The organism is Streptomyces sp. RKAG290 (genome assembly GCF_023701695.1).
Taxonomy (GTDB): domain Bacteria; phylum Actinomycetota; class Actinomycetes; order Streptomycetales; family Streptomycetaceae; genus Streptomyces.
The window spans coordinates 1681877-1698245 of sequence record NZ_JAJOZC010000001.1 but is presented as its reverse complement, the minus strand read 5'-3'; the positions used below and the strand labels follow the sequence as shown (position 1 = coordinate 1698245).

Here is a 16369-nt window from a genome sequence, read left to right as displayed (position 1 = left end):
GGTCACCGGCCGGCGGGTTGTCGCAGGGGCGGGCCGGGTGCGGTGTTCCACGGGTGGCCGTGGCCGGTGCGGGCGACACCATAGGATTGGGGGCCGGCGGCACGTTTCCACCGGCCGTCGGCCCCAGCCAGAAGACACACCAACCCCTGAGGATCGCTGCATGCCTGGCATCACGCGCGAGGAGGTCGCCCACCTCGCCCGGCTGGCGCGTCTGGAGCTGAAGGGCGAAGAGCTCGATCACTTCGCCGGCCAGCTCGACGACATCATCGGCGCGGTCGCCCGCGTCTCCGAGGTCGCCGACCAAGACGTACCGCCGACCTCCCATCCGCTGCCGCTGACCAACGTCATGCGGGCGGACGAGGTCCGTCCCTCGCTCACCCCCGCGCAGGCGCTCTCCGGCGCCCCGGCCCAGGAGCAGCAGCGTTTCAAGGTGCCGCAGATCCTGGGGGAGGACTAAAAAGCCATGACGGACATCAGCACCATCATCAAGTTCACCGCCGCCGAGATCGCCGCGAAGATCGCATCCGGTGAGCTCACGGCCGTCGAGGTCACCGAGGCCCACCTGGCCCGGATCGACGCCATCGACGAGAAGGTCCACGCCTTCCTGCACATCGACCGCGAGGGCGCGCTCGCGCAGGCCCGCGCCGTCGACGCCAAGAAGGCCGCGGGCGAGAAGCTCGGCCCGCTGGCCGGCGTCCCGCTCGCGCTCAAGGACATCTTCACCACGCAGGACATGCCGACCACCGTCGGTTCGAAGATCCTCGACGGCTGGATCCCGCCGTACGACGCGACCGTCACCAAGCGGCTGAAGGCCGCCGACGTCGTCATCCTCGGCAAGACCAACATGGACGAGTTCGCCATGGGGTCCTCCACCGAGAACAGCGCCTACGGCCCGACCGGCAACCCGTGGGACCTCACCCGCATCCCGGGCGGCTCCGGCGGCGGCTCCTCGGCCGCGCTCGCCTCGTTCGAGGCTCCGCTCGCCATCGGCACGGACACCGGCGGCTCGATCCGCCAGCCCGCGGCCGTCACCGGCACCGTCGGCGTCAAGCCCACCTACGGCGGCGTCTCCCGGTACGGCATGGTCGCCTTCTCCTCCTCCCTCGACCAGGGCGGCCCCTGCGCCCGTACGGTCCTGGACGCGGCCCTGCTGCACGAGGCCATCGCCGGGCACGACCCGCTCGACTCGACCTCCATCGACGCCCCGGTCCCGCCGGTCGTCGAGGCCGCGCGCAACGGCTCCGTACAGGGCATGCGCGTCGGAGTCGTCAAGCAGTTCTCGGGCGAGGGCTACCAGGCCGGTGTCGTCCAGCGCTTCAACGAGTCGGTCGAGCTGCTGAAGTCCCTCGGCGCCACGATCGTCGAGCTGGACTGCCCGTCCTTCGACCTCGGCCTCTCCGCGTACTACCTCATTGCGCCGTCCGAGTGCTCCTCGAACCTCGCCCGCTTCGACGCCATGCGCTACGGCCTGCGGGTCGGCGACGACGGCACGAAGTCCGCCGAGGAAGTCACCGCGCTCACCCGTGAGGCCGGCTTCGGCGACGAGGTCAAGCGCCGCATCATTCTCGGCACGTACGCGCTGAGCTCCGGCTACTACGACGCGTACTACGGTTCGGCGCAGAAGGTCCGCACCCTCATCACGCGGGACTTCGAGAAGGCCTTCGAGCAGGTGGACGTCATCGTCTCCCCGACGACGCCCACCACCGCCTTCCCGATCGGCGAGCGTGCCGACGACCCGATGGCGATGTATCTCGCGGACCTGTGCACCATTCCGACCAACCTGGCCGGCAACGCCGCGATGTCGCTGCCCTGCGGCCTGGCGCCCGAGGACGGCCTGCCGGTCGGGCTGCAGATCATCGCCCCCGCCATGAAGGACGACCGGCTGTACAAGGTCGGAGCCGCCGTCGAGGCCGCTTTCGTGGAAAAGTGGGGACACCCGCTGCTCGAGGAGGCTCCGTCGCTATGAGTGCCATGGCAAAGAAGGCCAAGAACTTCAAGAAGTCCAAGACCGGCGTGTACGTCGCGCTCGGCAGCACCGCGTTCGGTGCGCTCAGCGTCGTCAAGCAGGCGAAGCTCGCGCGCAACGACAACGACATGCTGCGGCTCGTCGACGCGGCTGTCTCCGCCGCCGCCATCGTCACCGGCCTCGCGATCCTCTATCGCGAACTGAAGCGTCTCGGCGACGACGACGTCCTGCTGGGCTGAGAGGGAAAGTTTCACCGTGACTGTCATTGACCTGGAGTCGTACGAGGGCGCCCTCGCGACGTACGACCCCGTCATGGGCCTCGAAGTCCATGTCGAGCTCGGCACCAAGACCAAGATGTTCTGCGGCTGCTCCACCGAGCTGAAGCAGGACGCGAACTCCCAGACCTGCCCGGTCTGCCTCGGACTGCCGGGCGCGCTGCCGGTGGTCAACGAGATCGGCGTCGAGTCCGCCATCAAGATCGGTCTCGCGCTGAACTGCGAGATCGCCGAGTGGTGCCGCTTCGCCCGGAAGAACTACTTCTATCCGGACATGCCGAAGAACTTCCAGACCTCCCAGTACGACGAGCCGATCGCCTTCAACGGCTATCTGGACGTCCAGCTGGAGGACGGCGAGATCTTCCGGGTGCAGATCGAGCGCGCCCACATGGAGGAGGACACCGGCAAGTCGACGCACGTCGGCGGTGCCACCGGCCGCATCCACGGCGCGTCCCACTCCCTGCTCGACTACAACCGTGCGGGCATCCCGCTCATCGAGATCGTCACCAAGCCGATCGAGGGAGCGGGCGCCCGGGCCCCCGAGGTCGCCAAGGCGTACGTCGCCGAGCTGCGCGAGCTCATCAAGGCGCTCGGTGTCTCGGAAGCCCGGATGGAAATGGGGCAGATGCGCTGCGACGTGAACCTGTCGCTGCGGCCGCACGGCCGCGAGGCGTTCGGCACCCGTTCCGAGACGAAGAACGTGAACTCCCTGCGTTCCGTCGAGCGGGCCGCCCGCTTCGAGATCCAGCGCCACGCCGCGGTGCTGAACTCCGGCGGCACGATCGTGCAGGAGACCCGGCACTTCCACGAGGAGGACGGCTCCACCACGGCCGGCCGCATCAAGGACAACGCCGAGGACTACCGCTACTTCCCGGAGCCCGACCTCGTACCGGTCGCCCCGGCCCGTGCCTGGGTCGAGGAGCTGCGCGGCGGCCTTCCCGAGCTGCCGCGGCTGCGCCGCGCCCGGCTCAAGGAACAGTGGGGCGTGTCCGAGCACGACATGCAGTCCATCCTCAACGCGGGTGCGGTCGACCTGATCGTGGCCACGACGGATGCGGGCGCACCCTCGGACCAGGCCCGCAAGTGGTGGATGGGCGAGCTGGCCCGTAACGCCAACGAGACCGGCCGCGGTCTGGACGAGCTCCCCGTCACTCCGGTGCAGGTCGCCAGGGTGGCCGAGCTCGTCGCCTCGGGGGACCTCAACGACAAGCTGGCCCGCCAGGTCCTGGAAGGCGTGCTCGCGGGCGAGGGCGACCCGGACACCGTCGTCGAGAAGCGCGGCCTGAAGGTCGTCTCCGACGAGGGCGCGCTGTCCACGGCCGTCGACGAGGCCATCGCGGGCAACGCCGCCATCGCGGACAAGATCCGCGGCGGCAAGGTCGCCGCCGCGGGCGCGCTCGTCGGTGCCGTCATGAAGGCGACCCGCGGTCAGGCGGACGCCGCCCGGGTGCGCGAGCTGATCCTGGAGAAGCTCGGCGTCGAGGGCTGAGCCCCGTCCCGTACGTCCTCGAAGGGGCGGTGCACCCGGATCCACCGGGTGCACCGCCCCTTTCACCGCTCCGGAGAGCCCGCTGAACACCGTCACCGCCGAAATCGTCTCCGTCGCTCTCCTGCTGGGGGTGCTGGCGTTCGCCGTCGTACGCCCCCGGGGGCTGCCGGAGGCGACCGTGGCCGTGCCCGCGGCGGTGCTGCTGGTCGCGGTGGGTGCGGTGTCCTGGCCCGAGGCCAGGTCGCAGGTGGGCGACCTGCTGCCGGTGGTCGGTTTCCTGGCCGCGATCCTGGTGCTGGCGCAGCTCTGCGCGGACGAGGGGCTCTTCACCGCCACCGGGGACCTGGTCGCCCGTGCCTGCGGCGGGCGGACCGGCCCGCTGCTCGGCGGGGTCTTCGTCGTCGCCTCCGTGATCACGGCGGTGCTCAGCCTGGACGCCACCGTGGTCCTGCTGACGCCCGTCGTCCTCGCGACCGCGGCACGCGTCGGGGCCCGCCCCCGCCCGTACGTCTACGCCTGCGCGCACCTCGCCAACTCGGCCTCGCTCCTGCTCCCCGTATCGAACCTGACCAACCTGCTGGCGTTCACGGCCAGCGGTCTCTCCTTCACCCGCTTCGCCGCCCTGATGACGCTGCCGTGGCTGGCGGCGATCGCCGTCGAGTACGTCGTCTTCCGCCGGTTCTTCGCGGCCGACCTGGCGGCGGGGGCGCACCCGCCGAAGCCGGGGGAGGACCGGCCGGGGTTCCCCGTCTTCACGCTGGTCGTCCTCGTGCTGACCCTGCTCGGTTTCGTCGTGACCTCGTTCGCGGGCGCGGAGCCGCTGTGGGCGGCGCTGGCGGGCGCCGTCGTGCTGGCCGTCCGGGCGCTGGTGAAGCGGGACACCACCGTGAAGGGCGTGGTGCACTCCGCCAACCTGCCGTTCTGCCTGTTCGTGCTGGCCCTCGGCGTCGTCGTCAAGGCCGTCGTCGACCACGGTCTGGGCGCCGGCATCGGCCGCCTCCTGCCGGACGGCTCCTCGCTGGCCGCGCTGCTGGCGGTCGCCGCGGTGGCGGCCGTGCTCGCCAACCTGATCAACAACCTGCCCGCGATCCTCGCGCTGCTCCCGGTCGTCGCGGCGGCGGGTCCGGGGCCGCTGCTGGCCGCGCTGATCGGGGTGAACCTCGGGCCGAACCTCACGTACGTCGGTTCGCTCGCCACCCTGCTGTGGCGCCGGATCCTGCACACGCACGGCGAGTCGCCCGAGCTCGGCCGGTTCACCAGGCTCGGGCTGCTGACCGTACCGGCGACCCTGGCGGTGTCGACGGTCGCGCTGTGGGGGGCGCTGCGGGTGATCGGGGTGTGAGGGGTGCGGCCCGCTCGCCCTCGAAACCTCCGGGGCGGCACAGCCGGGAGTGAAGCAGACCGCCGCCGCCCGCTGGTCCGCCACCCGCCTCCCCGCCGTGCCGATGTCGCCCATATGCGGATCCAGGTGCTGTGAGGAAGGCCACGAAACGGGCAAAGGATCACAGTTGGCTGTCAGAGTGACGATTCTCAAGGTCATGCGTTCTCTTGTGGACGGTTCTGTCGAGCCCACGGAGAGACCACGAACCCGCAGGGAGAACGTCCCTTGGCTGCCATCGCCCGCTGGTGCATCGCGCACCGCCTCCTCGCCGTCCTCATCTGGCTGCTCGCCCTGGGTGGCACGGCCGCCGCCGCAGGGTTCGCGGGCACCTCCTACACCAACGACTACGAGGCCCCCGGCACCGAATCCGGCCGTGCCGCCGCCCTGCTGAAGAGCGGCTTCACGAATCTCGGCGGTGACACCGACACCATCGTCTGGCACACCGACGACTCCACGGTGCGGGCAGCCGACGTCGAGCAGCGGATGGACAGGACCCTGCGCGCGGTCGAGCGGCTGCCGGGTGTCGGAGACGTCAGCGGGCCCTACACGGCGGCCGGCGCCGGGCAGATCAGCGCGGACGCGCACACCGCCTACGCCACGGTCACCTTCGACCGGCAGGCCGACGACGTACCGGTACGGCAGGCCCAGGCCGTCGTCGACACCGCGAAGGCCGCCTCGGGCGAGCACCTCCAGGTCGAGCTGGGCGGCTCCGCCGTCGCCCTCACCGAGGCGCCCGGAGCCCACCTCAGCGAGGCCATCGGCGTCGTCGTCGCCGCCCTCGTGCTCTTCCTCGCCTTCGGCTCGCTCGCCGCCAGCATGCTGCCCATCGCCACCGCGCTCGTCTCGGTCGGCACGGCGTACGCGGGGATCGTGCTGCTCGGACACCTGATGACGGTCGCCGACTTCGCACCCATGCTGGGCATGCTGGTGGGGCTCGGCGTCGGCATCGACTACGCGCTCTTCATCGTGACCCGGCACCGCAAGGGGCTGCGGCGCGGCCTGACCGTCACGGAGGCGGCGCAGCACGCGGTCGCCACGACCGGGCGGGCCGTCGTGTTCGCCGGCGCCACCGTCTGCATCGCGCTGCTCGGCATGCTGATCCTGCGGCTCAACTTCCTCAACGGCGTGGCCGTCGCCGCCTCGCTCACCGTGGTCCTGACCGTGGCAGCCTCCGTGACCCTGCTGCCGGCCCTGCTCTCCCTGATCGGCCTGCGCGCGCTCAGCAGGCGCGAGCGCGCCCGGCTCGCGGCGCACGGCCCGCAGTCGGACCCGCCCACCGGTTTCGCCGCACGCTGGTCCGCCTTCGTCGAGCGGCACCCCAAGCTGCTCGGCGGGATCGCGGCGGTGGTGATGCTGGTCCTCGCGCTCCCCACCTTCGCGCTCCACCTGGGCAGCTCCGACCAGGGGAACAACGCGAAGTCCTCCACCACCCGGCAGGCGTACGACCTGCTGGCCGACGGCTTCGGTCCCGGCGTCAACGGACCGCTGACCGTCGCCGCCCAGCTCGACGGCGCCGACGACCGGCTCGCGATGGACGCGCTGCCCGCGACGCTGCGCGCCACCGACGGCGTCGCGTGGGCCTATCCGGTCACCTACAACTCCAGCGGCGACACCGCGTTCGTCACCGTCGTCCCGGACTCGGCGCCGCAGTCCCGGCAGACCAGCGCGCTCGTCGACCGGCTGCGCACGGACGTACTGCCGCAGGCGGCCGACAACACCTCGCTCCAGGCCCATGTGGGCGGTGTGACCGCCAGCTACGACGACTTCGCCCGGATCATCATCGGCAAACTCCCGCTCTTCATCGGCGTCGTCATAGGGCTCGGCTGCCTGCTCCTGCTGATGGCCTTCCGGTCGGTCGGCATCCCGCTGAAGGCGGCGGCGATGAACGTGGCGGCGGTCGCCTCCTCGTTCGGCGTCGTCGTCGCGATCTTCCAGTGGGGATGGGGAAGCGAACTGCTGGGCCTGGGCAGCGCGGGCCCCATCGAACCCTTCCTGCCCGTGATCATGGTGTCCGTGCTCTTCGGCCTCTCCATGGACTACCAGGTGTTCCTGGTCGGCCGGATGTACGAGGAGTGGCTGGAGACGGGCGACAACCGGCGGGCGGTCCGGGTCGGCCTCACCGAGACCGGCCGGGTGATCAACTCGGCCGCCGTGATCATGATTTCGGTCTTCCTCGCGTTCGTGCTCAGCGGCGACCGGGTCATCGCGATGTTCGGCATCGCGCTCGCCGCTGCCGTGGCACTGGACGCGTTCGTCCTGCGCACCCTGCTGGTCCCCGCCCTGATGCATCTGCTGGGCGGCGCCAACTGGTGGCTGCCGGGCTGGCTGGACCGCCGGCTGCCGCGCCTCAGCATCGAGCCGCCCGACTGCCGGGTGCGCGCGAAGATCCCGAGGGCGGGCGCGAGCGAGGACGACGAGGCAGTCGTGGCCGCGCAGCGCGTCCACTGAGCGGCTGGGAACCGCGGTAGGTGAGGTGTGCGCGGGGCGGCGGGGTCTCGCCCGGACCTTCGACGCGGGGCCCGGGACCGTGAGGCGGCTGCCGGTCGGCGGGTCGGCGCCGGTGGGCCAGGGGCCCGGCCCGGTGACCCGGCCGGCGCGCAAGCCGGTCGGACCGGCGGGTTCTCCCGCCTCGCGGTGTGAGACACGACTCGGAAATCCGGTCCTGTCCGGCCCCGGAACGCCGGGCCCCGCGTGGCTGAGGCGGGGCCGGGGAGCAGGGCGTGGCCGTACGTTAAGAAGGTTCTCATCCGCGGCACCTAGCGTGCGGGAAATGAACCCCACCACTCCCACTACTCCCACAGCTCCCGTCGCCGAGGGCGACGGCGAGAAGACGACGGCGAAGAAGGCCGTCACCGACACCGCCGGGACGAAGGACTCGGCGGAGCACCGCGACGAGGCGGCCACGGAGTCCGGAGCGGCTGCGGACCGTGCGGCGGACGCCGACCTGGACCTGGACGGCGGTCAGGACCTCGACGCGGAGTTCGAGGAGCCCGGCAAGGAGTCCTCCGGCCTCGGCGTCGCCGCCGCGGCCGTCGTATCCGCCGGTCTCGGCGTCGTCACCCTCAGCGGAGGCTGGACCAGCCGGGTGGCCGCCGAGCGCGAGACCCTGCTCGGCCAGATGAAGACGGCGTCCGGTGGCTCGGCGGCGCAGCAGATATCCGAGATCTACGGTGACGCGTGGCACGCCACCGCGCTGGTGAACGGCCTCTTCGGACTGGTCGCACTGCTGGTCGGCGTCTTCGTCCTGGTCCGGCCCGCGTTCGGCAGGCCGTCCGCGCACCCGCAGGCCGGCTGGGTCCGCGCGGTGGCGACCGCGGGAATCGTGCTCGGTGTGCTCGGCGTGCTGATCGCGGTCTGCATGTACTTCGACCTCATCGTCGCGCTGCCCACGGCGCCGGCGGCGCCGGCAGCGGGCAGCTGAGACCCGCCCCACGGGAACGGGGACACTGCGGAGGCGGCCCGGCTCCCGGGCCGCCTTTCTGCTGTCCCGCAATCCCTGGCGGGCCGGGACTTCCCCTTCCCTAGGGTGCGTTCAGGCAGGACCTAAGGCATCCGCAGGGGTGTTCGCGGCCTTACTGCGGTGGCCTGAGCGGATACCTAAGGCCCCGGCCCGCCACAGATGCGGAACTCGCCCGATGCGGCGGCACCCCTGGGGGACGAGAGTGGTGGCACGGCAGAAGAACTGCCGCCACCGAGGCCCAACGGGCCCTCGTCACCAGGGGAATCGCATGTACGAGCTGGAACTCCACAAGATCATGCAGGCCGAACTGATCCGCCGCGCCGACAACGAGCGGCTCATCCGTGAGGTCCGCCGCAACCGCCGGGCCAACCGCGGCTCGGCACGCAAGGAAGCTGAGAGGACGGTGAGCGCGGACAGGGACCGGGAGCGCTTCGCGCACGCCGCCTGAGGGTGGAAGGCGATGTCGGTTCAGATTCCCGGAGCCGCACTGTCGGACCCGTGTGCGATGCTCGGCGACGTGGAGACCAGGTCAGTGAGTCCCGTGTTCGTCGGCCGCGCAGGTGAACTCACCTCGCTCACCGATGCGCTCGCCCGCGCCACCGTCAAGGCCGCCGGCCCGGCCGGCGGCTCCGGCGGAGAGCCGCAGGCGCTGCTCATCGGTGGCGAGGCGGGCGTCGGCAAGACCCGTCTGGTCGAGGAGTTCCTCGCGGTGGCGGTCCGCCGCGAGGCCGTCGTCGCCGTCGGCGGCTGCGTCGAGATAGGCGCCGACGGCCTCCCGTACGCCCCCTTCTCCACCGCCCTGCGCGCGCTGCACCGCATCCTCCCCGAGGAGATGGCCGCCGCCTGCGCGGGGCAGGAGGGCGAACTGGCCCGGCTGCTTCCCGAACTCGGCGAGGTGGGCCGGGACGCGGCCGACGAGCACGGCACCGCCCGCCTCTTCGAACTCACCGCCAGACTGCTGGAACGCATCTCGGCGGACCGTGCCGTGGTGCTCGTCCTGGAGGACCTGCACTGGGCGGATTCATCCACCCGGCACCTCCTCGCCTACCTGTTCCGTACGCTGCGCAGCGGCCGCCTCGTCGTGATCGGCACCTACCGGGCCGATGACATCCACCGCCGCCACCCGCTGCGCCCCCTGCTCGCCGAGCTGGACCGGGTCCGTACCGTCCGCCGTATCGAACTGGCCCGCTTCAACCGGGCCGAGGTCCGCCGCCAGCTCACCGGCATCCTCGCGGACACCCCCGAACCCGCTCTGGTGGACGAGATATTCGAGCGCTCCGACGGCAACGCCTTCTTCGTCGAGGAACTCGCCTGCAGTCTCGAGTGCGGCGACAGGGCCGGACTCCCCGACTCGCTGCGCGACCTCCTCCTCGTCAGACTCGAAACGCTCTCCGACGACGCCCAGCGGGTCGCCCGGATAGTCGCCGAGGGCGGTTCGGCCGTCGAGTACGAGCTGCTGGCCGCCGTCGCCGGCCTCACCGAGGACGACCTCATCGAGGCGCTGCGGGGAGCCGTCGGCGCCAACCTGCTGCTCAGCACTCCGGAGGGCAACGGCTACCGCTTCCGGCACTCCCTGGTCCGCGAGGCCGTCAGCGACGACCTGCTGCCGGGCGAACGCTCCCGGCTCAACCGACGCTACGCCCAGGCCCTGGAGGCCGACCCCACCCTCGTCCGCGACGGGGAACGGGCCACGCGCCTGGCCAGCTACTGGTACGGCGCACACGATGCCGCCAAGGCCCTGCCCGCCGTGCTGAAGGCCGCCGTCGAAGCGCGCCACCGCAACGCCTTCGCCGAGCAGCTACGGCTGCTGGAACGGGCGATGGAGCTGTGGGACGATGCCCCCGAAGCGGTACGCAGCACGCTGCGCCCCATCGACTACGCCGAGGTCTACCCGGCCTGCGGCCGCGACAACGCCGCCCCGCTGAGCTATCTCGACCTGATGGCCGAAGCCACCGTCGCCGCCCGCTTCGGCGGCGAACGCGAACGGGCCCTCGCCATCTGCAAGAAGGCCCTTCGCCTCCTGGACGGCGAAGACGACCCCCTGCGCGCCGCCTGGTTCTGGATCCAGCGCTCCCGGCTGATCCAGGACCTCACCCGCGGTGACGGCTGGGACGAACTGGCCACTGCCGAGGACCTGGTCCGCGGTCTGCCCCCGTCGGTCGTCCACGCGGACGTCCTGACCAACGTGGCCGGCTGGGGCGCCGTGCACCGGCCCGGCGCCGAAACGCTCGCCGCGGCCGACCGCGCCGTCGAGTACGCCCAGTTGGTCGGCGACGAGTACATCGAACTGCATGCCCGGCTCACCCGCGGCTGGCTCACCGCCGACGCCGGAGGCGCCGACGCGGGCATCACGGAGATGTACGCCGTCCGGGACCGGGCCGACGAGCTGTGCCTCGTCGGCATCATGGGCCGCGCCAGCATCAATCTCCCCTCCGCCCTGGAGAACATGGGCCGTTCCCTGGAGGCGGTGGCCGCCGCCGACCACGGGATCGAGGTCTGCCACAGCCACGGCGTCGCCGACACGGAGGCCTGGGTCCGCACCAACCAGGCGATGTCCCTGTTCTCCCTCGGCCGCTGGAACGAGGCCCTGGCGACCACCGAGGCCGCCGGCCGCAAGGCCCAGTCCCGTAAGGCACAGGGGCTGGTTGCCGCCCGCCTCACCGAAATTTCGCTGGCCCGGGGCGACTTCGACGAGGCCGGACGACAACTGGCGCTGGTGAATCGGCATTTCGGGTCCAACGACCCGCAGCCCCAGCACCTCATCAATCCCGTCCGCCACGCCATCACCCTCGCCGTGCAGCAGGGCCGGCTCCTGGAGGCCCGGGCCGCCTTCGAGGCCCAGGCGGAGCAGGGTTTCCCGACGGGTACGCAGCGCTACGCGCTGCCCCTTCTGCACATCGTCGCGTCGGCCGAGGCCGACGCCCGCGGTCTGCCCGCCACCGAACCGGGCCGGCCGGCGATCCTCGCCCTCGTCCGGAGCCATCTCAAGCGACTGCCGATGCTCGTCCCGGTATGGGCGGCCTACGGTCTGCTCGTCGACGCCGAACTGGCCCGGGCCGAAGGCCTCGACACCCCTGAGCACTGGTCCCGTGCCGCCCAGGCCTTCATCCCGCTGCACCGCCCCTACGAACTGGCGCAGATCCACCACCGCTGGGCGGAGGCCCTGCTGGTGGCCTCCGGCGACGGGCCCACGGCCACCACCCTGCTGCGCGAGGCACACAGCACCGCCCGGCGCCTCGGGGCCCGTCCGCTGATCGAGACCATCGAGCTGCTGGCCGGCCGGGCCCGCATCACGCTCACCGCCGCCGACGCGCCCCGGGGCGCCGGTTCGGCTTCCGGTTCCGGTTCCGGCGACGAGATCCCGGTCGCCGTCACGGTCCCGGACGGCGACGCCGCCACCGATGAGCTGGCCGGCCGCGCCCACGCCGAGGAGCAGCTCAGGGCCGCGGCTGCCGCCGCTGTGGAGTCCTTCGGGCTGACCCGGCGCGAACAGGACGTGCACCGGCTCGTCGCCGCAGGCCACACCAACCGCAGGATCGCCGAGGAGCTCTACATCTCGCCCAAGACCGCGAGCGTGCACGTCTCCAACATCCTGGCCAAGCTCGGAGTGGCCAGCCGGGGCGAGGCAGCCGCGCTCGCCCACCGGCTGCGCCTCTACCGCACGCCGACGAGCTCCTAGCGGCCGCTTCCGGCCGGGCCGTCTTCGGCCGGGCGGTCTTCCGCCGGGCTGCTTTCGGCCGGGTCGCCGGAATCCGGGTCCTCGGGGGCGGCCGGGCCGCTTTCGGCCGGCTCGCTCTCCCCGGCGTCCGGCCGGCGGACCACCACCTTGCCCGAGGTGAGGTCTATCGGGCCGCGAGCCGGGTCACCGACGCCGAGATCCACCCGGGTCAGCTCCAGCCGCCGCTGCTCCTCGGCAGCGTGCTTGCGGCCCGGTGCGAAGAGTTCCTCGAAGAAGTTGAACACGGGCCGCGCACCCTTCCGCCTGCTGTGGCCGCTACCGCACCTCGACCAGCAGGATCTTGTCGTCTCCGGGCTTCGGGGTGCCGCGGGTGTCCGTCTCGCTCGTGACGAGCCAGAGCTTGTTGCCGCCCGCAGCGAGCACGGTGCGCAGACGGCCGTACTTCCCCTTCAGGAACGACTGCGGAGCCGCCAGGGGTTCCTTGTCGTCCGTACCGGACAGGGGAATGCGCCAGAGCCGCTCACCCCGCAGACCGGCCATCCAGATCGAACCCTTGGCGAAGGCGATGCCGCTCGGGGACGCCTCGGACGTCTTCCACTGTGCCACGGGATCACGGAACCCGGCCTCGCCGGCCTTGCCCTCGGCATCCGGCCAGCCGTAGTTTCCGCCCGGCACGATCCGGTTCAGCTCGTCCCAGGTGTCCTGGCCGAATTCGGAAGCCCACAGCTGCTTCCGGCTGTCCCAGGCCAGCCCCTGCACATTGCGGTGACCGTACGAATACACCACGGAGTCGGCCTGCGGGTTGCCGTGCAGCGGCTCCCCGTCCGGCGTCATCCGCAGGATCTTGCCGGCCAGCGACTTCTTGTCCTGCGCGAAGCCGTCGTCCCCGGTCTCGCCCGTCCCCGCGTACAGCATGTGGTCCGGGCCGAAGGCGAGCCGCCCGCCGTTGTGGATGGAGCCCTTCGGGATGCCCCGCAGGATCGTGTCGGGGGCGCCGAGCAGCTGACCGGCGGTCTTCCCGTCCTCGTCGTAGAGCATGCGGGCGATGCGGTTGTCCGAAGCGGTGGTGAAGTACGCGTAGACCAGGTGATCCGTGCCGAAGGTGGGGGAGACCGCGATCCCCAGCAGCCCGCCCTCCCCGGCGGGAGCCACCCCGGGCACGGTGCCCAGCAGCGTCTTCTTCCCGCTCTTCGCGTCGATCCTGGTGATCGTCCCCTTGTCACGCGAGGACACCAGCAGGTCACCGCCCGGCAGCGCCGCGAGGCCCCACGGTGAGTCCAGCCCCTCCGTGAGCGTCGACACCACCTTCGCCGAGCCCTTCGCGGGCGGTGGAGCGACCGTGGGCCGCGAGGCGGAGGGCGAGGGCGAACCCGCCGGACTCGACTTGCCCGACGGGGTCCCGGAAGGAGAACCCGCCCCCTGGCCGGCCGTGCTCTGAGCCCCCTCGTGCGAGGAGCACCCCGCGGCGAGCGTCAGCGCGCCGATCGCCAGCAACGCCACCGCTCCGCGCCGCGCTCCCGCGCCCGTAGGCCGCCACGTACCGCGACTCCGCGGAGGCGTCGTGTGACGCCCCACCGGCTCCTGCACAGATCCGAACACCGCACCGATCCCTTCGACGGCCGCCTGTCTACCTGTTCTTACACCGCAGCCCCGCCCGAGGTTCCCGATGACGGCCGACTTTCTCGATCAGCGATCAGCGATCAGCGATCAGCGACCGGCGATCAGGAATCAGCGTCCGGCGTCCGACGGCACGGCGATCGGACGGCAGCGGACCGGCGCCCCGGCACCGCGCGCCCCGGCGGTCAGTCCCACGACTCCCGCGCCGGCGGCAGCCGGTCGAGCTCCGCGAGGTCCAGCGCCGTCAGCGTCAGCCCGGCCGCCCCCGCGTTCTCCACCGCCCAGCGCTCCTGCTTGGTTCCCGGCACCGGGACCACCTGCGGCCCCTGCCGCAGCGCCCAGGCCAGCGCCACCTGCGCGGGCGTCGCACCGTGCCGCTCCGCGACCCGCCGCAGCCCCACCACCACCGGCTGGTTCGCCGCCATCATCTCGGCGGTGAACCGCGGATGCCTGGCCCGCAGGTCGTCCGGTTCGAACCCCTGCCCCGGTGTGAGCGTCCCCGTCAGGTAGCCGTTGCCCAGCGGCATCGCCGCCAGGAACCCCACCCCCCGCGCCGAACACCACGGAAGCAGCGATTCCAGCGCCTGCGGGGACCACACCGAGAGTTCCGCCTGCACCGCGCTCACCGGGAACACCTGCTGTACCCGTTCCAGCTGCCGGATCGTTCCGTCATGCATCCGGGCACCCGGCCGGCGCGAAGCCCGCGCCCCGATCGCGCACAGCCCCAGAGCCCGTACCTTTCCCGCGGCCACCAGCCCGGCCATCGCGCCCCAGGTCTCCTCGACGGGCACCTCGGGGTCGGGCCGGTGCAGTTGGTACAGATCGATCACATCGGTCTGCAGCCGTCGCAGCGAGGCGTCACAGGCCCGCCGCACATAGCCGGGCCGGCCGTTGGCCACGACGTGCTGATCGCCCACCAGCAGCCCGCACTTGGTGGAGATGAAGGCATCCGCACGGCGTCCCTTCAGCGCCCGGCCCACCAGCAGTTCATTGGTGAACGGGCCGTACATGTCGGCCGTGTCGAGCAGCTCGACGCCGGCGTCGAGCGCCGCGTGCACCGCGCGCAGGGCATGGTCACCGCGCTGCTGCGAGGCGCTGTACGCCCAGCTCATCGGCATGCAGCCGAGACCGACGGCGCCCACGGCGAGCGCCGCCGCACCGAGACTCCTGCGCTCCAACTCCCCGAACCCTCCCTCGGTCCCGCCGGCACGGGACCACTCCGCACCCACAAAACTAACCTCTGCTCCCCGCGGGCCTTCGCATAGCCTCCTGACCATGACTTCCACCACGAACACCGCCCCCGCCCCCGACGTCTGGCTGCCGATTCCGGCCGACGGGATCGAAGGACTCCCCGAGGGTCTCAACTACCGTTTCTGGGACGGCGGGCAGGACTACCCGGCCGACCCCGCCCACTGCGCCTTCTACGTCGTTCCGTACATGAAGGGCCCCGAGGTCGCGGTCCGGCCGCTCGCCGGGATGAGTTCGGTGCAGGTCGTGCAGACGCTCTCCGCGGGCATCGACCATGTCGAGCCGGGGCTCGGCCTGCTGCCCGCCGGTGTCCGGCTGTGCAACGCCAAGGGGGTCCACGAGGCCTCCACGGCCGAACTCACCCTCGCGCTGATCCTCGCCTCCCTGCGCGGTTTCCCCGGGTTCGTGCACGGCCAGGACAAGGAGGAGTGGCGGTCCGGGTTCTACCCGGCGCTCGCCGACAAGTCCGTGCTGATCGTGGGGTACGGATCGATCGGTTCCGCCATCGAGGACCGGCTCGCGCCCTTCGAGTGTGCGCGGGTGGCGCGCGTCGCACGCTCTGCGCGGACAACCGCGCGCGGCCCCGTACACACGCTCGACGACCTGCCCACGCTGCTGCCCCGAGCCGACATCGTGATTCTGTCCACCCCGCTGAACCCGTCCACACAAGGGCTGGTGGACGCGGACTTCCTCGCGGCCATGCCCGACGGGGCACTGCTGGTGAACGTCGCCCGCGGCGGCGTCGTCGACACCAAGTCCCTGTTGTCCGAACTCGAGTCCGGCCGACTGCTCGCCGCTCTCGACGTCACCGACCCGGAACCGCTCCCTTCCGGCCATCCCCTCTGGCATGCTCCGAATGTCCTGATCACGCCGCACGTGGGCGGCAGCACCTCGGCGTTCCTGCCTCGCGCCAAGCGTCTGCTGTCGGGACAGCTCAGCCGTTTCGCCGCGGGAGAGCCGGTGCACAACGTCGTGCGCACCATCGGCTGAACGCGCTGCGAGCACGCTCCGCCGTGCTCGGTGCCTGCAACTCCCCAGCTCGTCACGGAGAGTAGAGGAACTATGTCCCTGCGTGACGAGTCTGGTGTATCGTCCCGAAAGGGAGGCTGCGCCGTGGAAGGGACGGCGCCGGGGAGGAAGCCACACGCGAGGGGGCGACGGGCGATGTACGGCCGATGGGCGAACGATCCGACACTGCGGGGCTGCCGAAGGCGGCCGCTGATGCGTCCGGTGCGCCGGCGCCGCATCCGGCGG

At 71.7% G+C, this 16369-nt stretch carries 13 protein-coding genes; 10 read left to right on the top strand and 3 right to left on the bottom strand.

From position 1 onward, the window contains the following. Positions 1–160: 160 nt before the first annotated feature. The 9 genes from gatC to LNW71_RS07180 all read left to right on the top strand — a co-directional run bounded on the left by gatC (position 161) and on the right by LNW71_RS07180 (position 12250). Positions 161–457 (top strand): Asp-tRNA(Asn)/Glu-tRNA(Gln) amidotransferase subunit GatC, encoded by a 297-nt coding sequence (gatC, locus tag LNW71_RS07220; RefSeq protein WP_003966094.1) that lies wholly within the window; start codon positions 161–163, stop codon positions 455–457. A gap of 6 nt (positions 458–463) precedes the next feature. Then, the gene (gene gatA, locus LNW71_RS07215) at positions 464–1966 is read left to right on the top strand and encodes an Asp-tRNA(Asn)/Glu-tRNA(Gln) amidotransferase subunit GatA (protein WP_250967468.1); all 1503 of its coding nucleotides are present in this window, start codon (positions 464–466) and stop codon (positions 1964–1966) included. Beyond that, complete coding sequence (locus LNW71_RS07210; RefSeq protein WP_250967467.1) at positions 1963–2205, top strand: hypothetical protein; 243 nt, start codon at positions 1963–1965, stop codon at positions 2203–2205. Before gatA ends, LNW71_RS07210 begins: the two co-directional genes overlap by 4 nt. Positions 2206–2221: 16 nt before the next feature. After that, positions 2222–3730 (top strand): Asp-tRNA(Asn)/Glu-tRNA(Gln) amidotransferase subunit GatB, encoded by a 1509-nt coding sequence (gene gatB, locus LNW71_RS07205; protein WP_308294461.1) that lies wholly within the window; start codon positions 2222–2224, stop codon positions 3728–3730. Between the two features lie 103 nt (positions 3731–3833). Next, the gene (locus LNW71_RS07200; RefSeq protein ID WP_374119511.1) at positions 3834–5072 is read left to right on the top strand and encodes an SLC13 family permease; all 1239 of its coding nucleotides are present in this window, start codon (positions 3834–3836) and stop codon (positions 5070–5072) included. Between the two features lie 264 nt (positions 5073–5336). Then, on the top strand, positions 5337–7559 hold the full coding sequence (locus tag LNW71_RS07195; protein WP_250967466.1) for an MMPL family transporter: 2223 nt from the start codon (positions 5337–5339) through the stop codon (positions 7557–7559). 322 nt (positions 7560–7881) lie between these two features. Continuing rightward, the gene (locus tag LNW71_RS07190) at positions 7882–8532 is read left to right on the top strand and encodes a hypothetical protein (protein ID WP_250967465.1); all 651 of its coding nucleotides are present in this window, start codon (positions 7882–7884) and stop codon (positions 8530–8532) included. A gap of 307 nt (positions 8533–8839) precedes the next feature. Next, positions 8840–9019 carry a hypothetical protein gene (locus tag LNW71_RS07185; protein ID WP_250967464.1) on the top strand — a complete coding sequence of 60 codons (180 nt, stop codon included), beginning with the start codon at positions 8840–8842 and terminating at the stop codon, positions 9017–9019. A 57-nt stretch (positions 9020–9076) separates the two neighbouring features. Further along, positions 9077–12250: an AAA family ATPase gene (locus tag LNW71_RS07180; RefSeq protein WP_250971920.1), complete on the top strand. Its 3174-nt coding sequence runs from the start codon at positions 9077–9079 to the stop codon at positions 12248–12250. On the opposite strand, the gene LNW71_RS07175 is transcribed toward LNW71_RS07180, so the two are convergent. From LNW71_RS07175 to LNW71_RS07165, 3 genes are all read right to left on the bottom strand, one after another. Then, on the bottom strand, positions 12247–12534 hold the full coding sequence (locus tag LNW71_RS07175; protein WP_250967463.1) for a DUF6191 domain-containing protein: 288 nt from the start codon (positions 12532–12534) through the stop codon (positions 12247–12249). The genes LNW71_RS07180 and LNW71_RS07175 overlap by 4 nt on opposite strands. A 31-nt stretch (positions 12535–12565) precedes the next feature. Continuing rightward, positions 12566–13750 (bottom strand): PQQ-dependent sugar dehydrogenase, encoded by a 1185-nt coding sequence (locus tag LNW71_RS07170; protein ID WP_250967462.1) that lies wholly within the window; start codon positions 13748–13750, stop codon positions 12566–12568. Positions 13751–14052: 302 nt separating this feature from the next. Then, on the bottom strand, positions 14053–15045 hold the full coding sequence (locus tag LNW71_RS07165) for an aldo/keto reductase (protein ID WP_250967461.1): 993 nt from the start codon (positions 15043–15045) through the stop codon (positions 14053–14055). 97 nt (positions 15046–15142) lie between these two features. Between LNW71_RS07165 and LNW71_RS07160 the strand changes: the two genes are divergently transcribed. Further along, positions 15143–16105: a 2-hydroxyacid dehydrogenase gene (locus LNW71_RS07160; protein ID WP_250967460.1), complete on the top strand. Its 963-nt coding sequence runs from the start codon at positions 15143–15145 to the stop codon at positions 16103–16105. Positions 16106–16369: the final 264 nt, after the last annotated feature.

Excerpts from the sequence above, each read along its gene's own strand:
- gatC (WP_003966094.1), top strand. The coding sequence starts at position 161 with ATGCCTGGCATCACGCGCGAGGAGGTCGCCCACCTCGCCCGGCTGGCG.
- gatA (WP_250967468.1), top strand. The coding sequence starts at position 464 with ATGACGGACATCAGCACCATCATCAAGTTCACCGCCGCCGAGATCGCC.
- LNW71_RS07210 (WP_250967467.1), top strand. The coding sequence starts at position 1,963 with ATGAGTGCCATGGCAAAGAAGGCCAAGAACTTCAAGAAGTCCAAGACC.
- LNW71_RS07190 (WP_250967465.1), top strand. The coding sequence starts at position 7,882 with ATGAACCCCACCACTCCCACTACTCCCACAGCTCCCGTCGCCGAGGGC.
- LNW71_RS07185 (WP_250967464.1), top strand. The coding sequence starts at position 8,840 with ATGTACGAGCTGGAACTCCACAAGATCATGCAGGCCGAACTGATCCGC.
- LNW71_RS07180 (WP_250971920.1), top strand. The coding sequence starts at position 9,077 with ATGCTCGGCGACGTGGAGACCAGGTCAGTGAGTCCCGTGTTCGTCGGC.
- LNW71_RS07160 (WP_250967460.1), top strand. The coding sequence starts at position 15,143 with ATGACTTCCACCACGAACACCGCCCCCGCCCCCGACGTCTGGCTGCCG.